We start from the raw sequence: 7,018 nt of genomic DNA on the forward strand, positions 1-7,018 counted from the left end.
ACTCAGCTGCGGGCAGGCGTGCCGCAGGGCGATGGGGGTCCCCCCGCTCGAGCGAAGCCGAGAGTGGGGGAGGGTGGGCGCAGCGGCACCCTGCCGGCGCCGGTAAGTGAAACCCCGGCCCCTGCCTCCACCCCGCCCGCCTTCGAACCCGCCCCCACCGTAGCCGTCGTAGCCCCCGTCGGCGCCGGTGACGCCTTCGCCGCCGGTTTCCTCTCCGGCACCCTGCGCGGCCTGCCCGTCAGGCAGACGCTCCGGCTCGGTCACCTCTTCGCCGCCGCCGCCCTCACCGTCCCCGGCGATCTCGCCCCGCCCCCCGCCCGCGACACCGCCGACGGGCTGACCGCCCTCGACGACACCGCGTGGGAGAGACTTCGACTCGGCCCCGGCTGGACGCAAGCCGACGCGGCCGAAGAGGAGGTACCCACCCCATGAGCCAGACCGTCGACCGAGCGCTCAGCATCCTGCCCCTGCTCGCCGAGGGCCCCGCCGACCTCGGCCAGGTCGCCGACCGCCTCGGCGTGCACAAGTCGACCGCGCTGCGGCTGCTGCGCACCCTCCACGAACACGGCCTGGTCTACCGCCAGTCCGACCAGCGCTACCGCCTCGGCGCCCGCCTCTTCGCCCTCGCCCAGGAGGCGATGGAGAACCTCGACGTCCGCGAGATCGCCCACCCCCACCTGGCCCGCCTCAACGCGGCCTGCGGACACACCGTGCACCTCGCCGTGTTCGAGGAGGGCGAGGTGCTCTACATCGACAAGGTCGAGAGCCGCTACCCGGTGCGCATGTACTCGCGGATCGGCAAGCCCGTCGCCATCACCGTCGCCGCCGTCGCCAAGCTGCTCCTCGCCGACCTGCCCGAGCCCGAGCGGCGGGCGCTCGCCGACAAGCTCGACTACCCGATGTACACGGCCCGTTCGACGCCGAACGCGGAGGCGTTCCTCAGGGAACTGGCCAAGGTGCGCGAACAGGGCTGGGCCACCGACCTCGGCGGCCACGAGGAGTCCATCAACTGCGTCGCGGCCCCCGTCCGCGGTGCCGACGGGCGGGTCGTCGCCGCGATGTCGGTCTCCGCGCCCAACGTCGTCGTCACCGCCGACGAACTCCTCACCCTGCTCCCGCAGGTGCGCCGTACGGCGGACGCGATCAGCGGCGAGTACTCAGGCAGAACACCGATCAAGGAAGCCGGCAACCGATGACCGAGAAGATCGCCCTCACCCCCAGGACCCACACCACCCCGCCCGCCAAGTTCTCGCACGGCGTCCGGAAGGGCAACATCCTCCAGGTCGCCGGCCAGGTCGGCTTCCTGCCCGCAGAGGAGGGCAGGCCCCCCACACCGGCCGGCCCCACCCTGCGCGAGCAGACCCTCCAGACCCTCGCCAACGTCAAGGCCATCCTCGAAGAGGGCGGCGCCTCCTGGGACGACGTCATGATGATCCGCGTCTACCTCACGGACGTGGACCACTTCGCCGAGATGAACGGCATCTACAACACCTACTTCGAGGAGCAGGGCCTCACCGCCCCGCCCGCCGCCCGCACGACCGTGTACGTCGGTCTGCCCGCCGGCCTCCTCGTCGAGATCGACGCCCTCGCCGTCCTCGGCTGACGGGCCACCGGCTCCCGCACACCGTACGTCTGTCACGGCACGGCCCCCGCTCGGGTGCCGTGCCGCGATCCCCCCTGCCCGAAAGCACGATGTCCGCAAGAAGCACAAGAAGAAGAGGCCCCCCACATGTCCCTGCCGCTCGCCGCCACCGCCCCCGCCGCCCCACCCCACACCGGGGGGCTGCTGCTCCTCCTCGACGGCACCGCCGGACTCCTCACCGTCGCCGCCATCGGCATCGCCCTGCTGCTCTTCCTGATCATCAAGGCCCGGCTCCAGCCCTTCGTGGCCCTCCTCGCCGTCTCCATAGCCGTCGGCCTGCTCGCCGGGCTCTCCGTCACCGAGCTCTTCGGCACCGTCCAGCGGTCCGACGCCGTCTCCACCGTCGAGTCCGGGATGGGCGGCATCCTCGGCCATGTCGCGATCATCATCGGCCTCGGCACCATGCTCGGCGCGATCCTCGAAGTCAGCGGTGGCGCGGAGGTGTTGGCGTCACGCCTCCTCAACCTCTTCGGCGAGAAGCGGGCCCCGCTCGCGATGGGCCTCACCGGTCTGATCTTCGGAATACCCGTCTTCTTCGACGTCGGCATCTTCGTCCTGGCGCCCCTCGTCTACGCGGCGGCCAAGCGCGGCGGCAAGTCGATCCTCCTCTACTGCCTCCCGCTCCTCGCCGGCCTCTCCATGACCCACGCCTTCCTGCCGCCGCACCCCGGGCCGGTGGCCGCCGCCGCGCTGCTGCACGTCCAGCTCGGCTGGGTCATCCTCATGGGCATCGTCTGCGGCATCCCGGCGGTGCTGGCCGCGTGGGCGTTCTCGGCGTGGATCGGCAAGCGGATCTTCGTCGCCGTACCGCAGGACATGGTCGAGGCGGCGGAGGAGGCCAAGCAGGCGGTGCTGACGGAGCAGCGGGCGGCCGGGGTGGCGCCCCAGGAGAAGCCGGTCCCCCTCGCGACGGTCCTGGCCATCATCGGCACGCCCCTCGTCCTCATCCTCGCCGCGACCTTCTCCTCGATCGCCCTGGACCCCTCCACCGGCCGCTCGGTGCTGGAGTTCTTCGGCACGCCGATGGTCGCCCTCACCATCGCCCTCGTCCTCGCCTACTACCTGCTCGGCATCCGGCGCGGCTGGTCCCGCAAGTCCCTGGAGACCGTGTCCACCGCGTCCCTCAAGCCGGTCGGCAACATCCTGCTGGTGGTCGGCGCGGGCGGGATCTTCGGCGCCGTACTGAAGGCCAGCGGCGTCGCCCAGGCCCTCTCCGACACCTTCCACGGCGTCGGCCTCCCGGTGATCGTCCTGTCGTACCTCATCTCCGTCGTCCTGCGGGTCGCCCAGGGCTCGGCGACGGTCGCGATCGTGACGACGGCCGGCATCGTCGCCCCGCTCCTCACCGAGGGCGACCACTCCCAGCCCTTCGTCGCCCTCGTCATCATGGCCATCTCGGCCGGCTCCATCTTCGCCTCGCACGTCAACGACGGCGGCTTCTGGATGGTCGCCAAGTACTTCGGCATCAGCGAGCGCGACACCCTGAAGACCTGGACCGTGCTGGAGACGGTGTTGTCCGTGGTGGGGTTCGGGGTGGCGGGTGTGCTGAGTGTGTTCGTGTAGGCGTCTGATAACGAAGTCCGGGGCTGGCTGTGTCCGGCACAGGTTCTTGGACCATACTGCCCGCTGTGGAGCAGCGCATAGGAGCCAACAGCCAGCCCCTGGAAGGCGCCGGATTCGACCCGGCCTTCATCCCCGGGCTCACCTCACCCGCGTCCGCCGAGCCGGAGGACACCCGGCCGGAGAAGGCCGAGGACGTGGAGACGGCGGCGGAGCCGGTGGCCGCGGCCGAGGTCGAGGCCACGGCGGACGAGGACGCCGAGGAGGCCGCGGACGACGAGGAGACCCCCGAGGGGCCCGTCTTCGAGGCCGCCGACCGCCGCGCCCGGATAGCGGCCGACCACCAGGGCGTGCGCCTCAGCCTCGACGAGGAGAAGTGCGAGTTCCGCTGGGACGAGATCGGCGCGATCGAGACCGAGGCCCCGCGCTTCGGCAAGCGCTTCACGATCACCGTCCACACCCCGGACCGCCGCTGGTACCCCATCGAGATCGAGGCGAACTCCCGCTCCCGCTTCAAGGAGTGGGAGGAGCAGCTGGACGCGGTCCTCGACGCGTACTTCGACGACGGCGAGGAAGAGGAAGACGCCCTGGAGGCGGAAGCGGAAGCGGAGACCGAGGCTGAGGCTGAGGCTGAGGTCCAGGCGGACGCCGATGCCGACGACAAGACCGACAAGGTCAAGGCCAAGACCGAGGCCAAGACCGAGGACAAGGCTCTCGACGAGGAGTAGTCGCGGCCTGTTCGCGAGCGAGCCGCTCCGGCCATGGTGGCTGCCCCACGGCCGGAGGGGCTCCGTTGCCCGCGTCCCGGTCGGCTACGCGCAGTACTGCGCTTCCTTCCCGATCGACCGGTACACACAGTCCGCGTTCTCCAGCAGCTGGAACACCGCGTCCCGGTTCCGGGAGGTCTCCCGCTCGATCACCTCGTCGGGCGGGTAGAAGCCGCCCCCGGAACTGGACGTCGGGTACATCTCGAAGGTGTAGTCGAAGATCTTCTGGGTGCCCCACAGATAGTCGTCGATCGAGCCGTCGGTGATGTACAGGTCGCTCGACTGCTCCGGCGTGTACCCGTTGCTCGCCGCCATCTTCTGCCCGAGCGCCTTGAACGCGGCGGCGTCGTCGGCGGTCATCCCGGTGGCCGTGTCGGCGGTCGTGTAGCCGAACGGCCACAGCACCAGCTCGCTGTACGTGTGGAAGTCGATCCCCGCCTTGATCTGCTGCTTGCCGCCGATCACCCGGCTGCGCACGAAGTCGGCGACCACCTTGACCTCGGGTGCCGACTCCGCGGACGCACCCCGGTACGTCTCGGACGACGTCGAGCCCGACGAGCCGCCACAGCAGCCCCACTTGTAGTTCCAGTTCCGGTTCAGGTCCGTACCGACGTACGAGGAACCGGAGTTGGGCTGCCGGTTCTTGCGCCACGACCGGTACGAGCCGGTGGCGATGTCGTACTCGCCGCCGTCGGGGTTGAGGTCGGGGACGATCCAGATCTCCCGGCTGTTGACGATGTCGGTGACCCGGGAGTCCGAGCCGTATCCGGCGCCCAGTTCACGCAGCAGGTACAGCGCCATCTCCACCGTGAGGTGCTCGCGCGCGTGCTGGTGGAAGGTGAGGAGGACCTCGGGCTCGTTCTCGTCCGTCGCCACGTTGTCGCTGACCTTGATCGCGACGATGTCCCGGCCCTGGTACGACTTGCCGATCACCTGCCTGCTCATGATCGAGGGGTAGGCGGCGAGCCGCTGGTCGATCTCGGCGTTCGCCTCGGCGTAGTTGTGGTACTTCGAGTCGGCGGTCGGGAAGTCGAACAGGCGCAACTGATCGGCGGCGGACGACCGGTCCGGGGCCGCGCCCAGGGGCGTGACCTCGTAGCCGAGGCGCTTCAGCGCGGCGATCTGCGCCGGCCGCCCGGAGACGACCACGGTCTCCTCGTCGGCCTCGTCCACGGAGACGCCGGTCCGCTGGATCGCCGCCCGGGTCACCGGGGTGGTGCTCTGGTGGATCTCGTACTGCCGGACGTCGTCGGACGAGGGGGCGGACGGGCGGGCGCTGTCGGCGGTCGCGTGGGTCGCGGTCGCCGTCACGGGGGCCGCGAGGGCGAGAGCCAGCAGGGCGCCGAGCGCGGCGGTCCGTCTGCCGCCGCGGGCATCGGAGCCGCGGGTGCGAAGTCGCATGAAGTCTCCTGGGGAGAGGTGGGGGTGGTTCAGTGCGACGTGCCTGTGCGGGTGTTGTGCGCTTGCTGTGCGGTGCCGCCCATCGTCCAAGAAATGGCATGAACGGGTCAAGAATCTAAAACCGGCCGCGCAGTGTACGCGCGTACCCGCCACCGCACGCGGCCCCCGCCGAAGTGCACCCACTCGCGTGACGTCCGTGTGCGTTCCACCGGTCCGCCGCGAGACCGTGGCCGGACGGCCAAGAGGAAGGCTGGCCGGTCATGGGCGGATCGGCGCCGAGCGGGGGCTGCCCGCTGCCGGCCGAGACGACCGGCTTCGTCGACCGGAGAGACGAACAGGCCGCGGGCCGCGAACTGTTGGCCAGGGCCCGCGTCGTCACGTTCACCGGCCCCGGCGGGATCGGCAAGCTCGGCTGCAGCAACCGCGGCCAGATCGCCGCCCGGGTGACCGCCCGGCGCTGACGCACAGGAGACCCGATGAGTACCAGTACGGGCCGGCGCTCCGCCGCGGCCCAGGGGCAGTTCGACCACCGGATGGCCGTGTTCGGCTCGGACGACGGGTTCGTCGCCGCCGCGCTGCCCTTCCTCGCCGAGGGCCTCGCCGCCCCCGACGAGCCGCCGCCCGTCGCCATCGCCGCCCCCGGCCTCCTTGCCGCGCTGCGTGACGCGCTCGGCACCGACGGCCGGGAGATCGGCTTCATCGACCACACCGACTGGTACACCGGCACGGCCGCCAACGCCGTGGCCCAGGGCGCCGGTTACCTCGCGGCGAACGCCGGGCCGGGCGGCCGGCTCCACCTCCTCATGGAACCCGACTGGGCGGGGCGCGCGGGCCGTTCGCCGCGGGAGAGCGCCGAGTGGATCCGCTACGAGTCCCTCGCCAACCTCCTCTTCGCCCCCTTCGCCACCACGGCCCTGTGCGCGTACGACACCCGGACGGCGGGCCCGGCCGTCGTCGACGCGGCCCGCCGCGCCCACCCGGGTACGGGGGTGTACGAGCAGCCGCCGGTCCTGGCGCGCGAGCTGGACGCCGTACCGCTGCCCCCGCCGCCGCAGTCGGCGGCCCGGCTGCCCGCGCCGGAGGCGGTCCGCGCCTGGGCCGCCGGGCGCGGGCTCCCGGCCTAGGATTCACGTCTCGGCGCCCTCGAGGACGATGCGGCGGCGGCCGCGCGGGGGCGGGTTGTCGTCCGTGGTCGCCGGGCGGTTCGGCCGTGCCGTCGAGGCGGCGGCGGCCGCGCACGGGCCGGTGGTCGAGGTCCTCGCCTGGGGCGAGGCCCCGGGCTGCGTCTGCGAGCTGCGGCTGTGCCGGGCGGTGGCGGATCCGCTGGCCGGCTTCGTGCCGCCGCCCGGCCGGGAACCGGAGCCGGGCCAGGGGCTGTGGTTCACCCGCCAGGTGTGCGCGTACGTCGATGTCCGGGACGGGGTGCCGGGAGACGGGGCGAGGATCCGCGTCCAGTACGCGTGAGCGAGACGCCGTACGCGCCTGCCCCCGCGGCAGCGCATACGCGGGTACCGGATCAGGTGTTCCTCCCCGGGTGCGAGTGGGTCCGCCGGGCGGGCCGCGACGCCTTGCGTGGGTCGCGGCCCGCTTGCGGGCGCAGGCCGGTGGGGGCTGGTCGCGCCGGTGATCCCTACGGCAGTGCGTGCAC

At 72.0% G+C, this 7,018-nt stretch carries 9 protein-coding genes; 8 read left to right on the forward strand and 1 reads right to left on the reverse strand.

The features are described from left to right. From ACWGKQ_RS51605 to ACWGKQ_RS51625, 5 genes are all read left to right on the forward strand, one after another. On the forward strand, window positions 1-432 hold a 432-nt coding region (locus ACWGKQ_RS51605; protein WP_453299080.1), incomplete at its 5' end, for a PfkB family carbohydrate kinase. After that, window positions 429-1,196, forward strand: coding sequence for an IclR family transcriptional regulator (locus ACWGKQ_RS51610; RefSeq protein ID WP_453299081.1), 768 nt, complete (start codon window positions 429-431; stop codon window positions 1,194-1,196). The genes ACWGKQ_RS51605 and ACWGKQ_RS51610, both read left to right, overlap by 4 nt. Next, the gene (locus ACWGKQ_RS51615) at window positions 1,193-1,603 is read left to right on the forward strand and encodes a RidA family protein (RefSeq protein WP_453299082.1); all 411 of its coding nucleotides are present in this window, start codon (window positions 1,193-1,195) and stop codon (window positions 1,601-1,603) included. Before ACWGKQ_RS51610 ends, ACWGKQ_RS51615 begins: the two co-directional genes overlap by 4 nt. 126 nt (window positions 1,604-1,729) lie before the next feature. Continuing rightward, on the forward strand, window positions 1,730-3,205 hold the full coding sequence (locus ACWGKQ_RS51620) for a GntP family permease (RefSeq protein WP_453299083.1): 1,476 nt from the start codon (window positions 1,730-1,732) through the stop codon (window positions 3,203-3,205). Window positions 3,206-3,270: 65 nt separating this feature from the next. Next, complete coding sequence (locus ACWGKQ_RS51625; RefSeq protein WP_453299084.1) at window positions 3,271-3,930, forward strand: hypothetical protein; 660 nt, start codon at window positions 3,271-3,273, stop codon at window positions 3,928-3,930. Between the two features lie 84 nt (window positions 3,931-4,014). On the opposite strand, the gene ACWGKQ_RS51630 is transcribed toward ACWGKQ_RS51625, so the two are convergent. Then, window positions 4,015-5,370 carry a M14 family metallopeptidase gene (locus ACWGKQ_RS51630; protein ID WP_453299085.1) on the reverse strand — a complete coding sequence of 452 codons (1,356 nt, stop codon included), beginning with the start codon at window positions 5,368-5,370 and terminating at the stop codon, window positions 4,015-4,017. Between the two features lie 260 nt (window positions 5,371-5,630). Here ACWGKQ_RS51630 and ACWGKQ_RS51635 point away from each other — a divergent pair, with 260 nt between their 5' ends. From ACWGKQ_RS51635 to ACWGKQ_RS51645, 3 genes are read left to right on the forward strand one after another with little or no spacing between them, the layout of a single operon-like run. After that, the gene (locus ACWGKQ_RS51635; RefSeq protein ID WP_453299086.1) at window positions 5,631-5,831 is read left to right on the forward strand and encodes a hypothetical protein; all 201 of its coding nucleotides are present in this window, start codon (window positions 5,631-5,633) and stop codon (window positions 5,829-5,831) included. Window positions 5,832-5,846: 15 nt separating this feature from the next. Continuing rightward, window positions 5,847-6,494, forward strand: a complete 648-nt coding sequence (locus ACWGKQ_RS51640; RefSeq protein WP_453299087.1) for an MEDS domain-containing protein — start codon at window positions 5,847-5,849, stop codon at window positions 6,492-6,494. A 55-nt stretch (window positions 6,495-6,549) separates the two neighbouring features. Further along, entirely contained in the window at window positions 6,550-6,834 is a 285-nt protein-coding gene (locus ACWGKQ_RS51645) for a hypothetical protein (RefSeq protein ID WP_453299088.1), read from the forward strand. Window positions 6,835-7,018 lie beyond the last annotated feature (184 nt).

The sequence above is a fragment of the Streptomyces sp. NPDC054770 genome, assembly GCF_053611985.1.

Excerpts from the sequence above, each read along its gene's own strand:
- ACWGKQ_RS51620 (WP_453299083.1), top strand. The coding sequence starts at position 1,730 with ATGTCCCTGCCGCTCGCCGCCACCGCCCCCGCCGCCCCACCCCACACC.
- ACWGKQ_RS51640 (WP_453299087.1), top strand. The coding sequence starts at position 5,847 with ATGAGTACCAGTACGGGCCGGCGCTCCGCCGCGGCCCAGGGGCAGTTC.
- ACWGKQ_RS51610 (WP_453299081.1), top strand. The coding sequence starts at position 429 with ATGAGCCAGACCGTCGACCGAGCGCTCAGCATCCTGCCCCTGCTCGCC.
- ACWGKQ_RS51615 (WP_453299082.1), top strand. The coding sequence starts at position 1,193 with ATGACCGAGAAGATCGCCCTCACCCCCAGGACCCACACCACCCCGCCC.
- ACWGKQ_RS51630 (WP_453299085.1), bottom strand. The coding sequence starts at position 5,370 with ATGCGACTTCGCACCCGCGGCTCCGATGCCCGCGGCGGCAGACGGACC.
- ACWGKQ_RS51635 (WP_453299086.1), top strand. The coding sequence starts at position 5,631 with ATGGGCGGATCGGCGCCGAGCGGGGGCTGCCCGCTGCCGGCCGAGACG.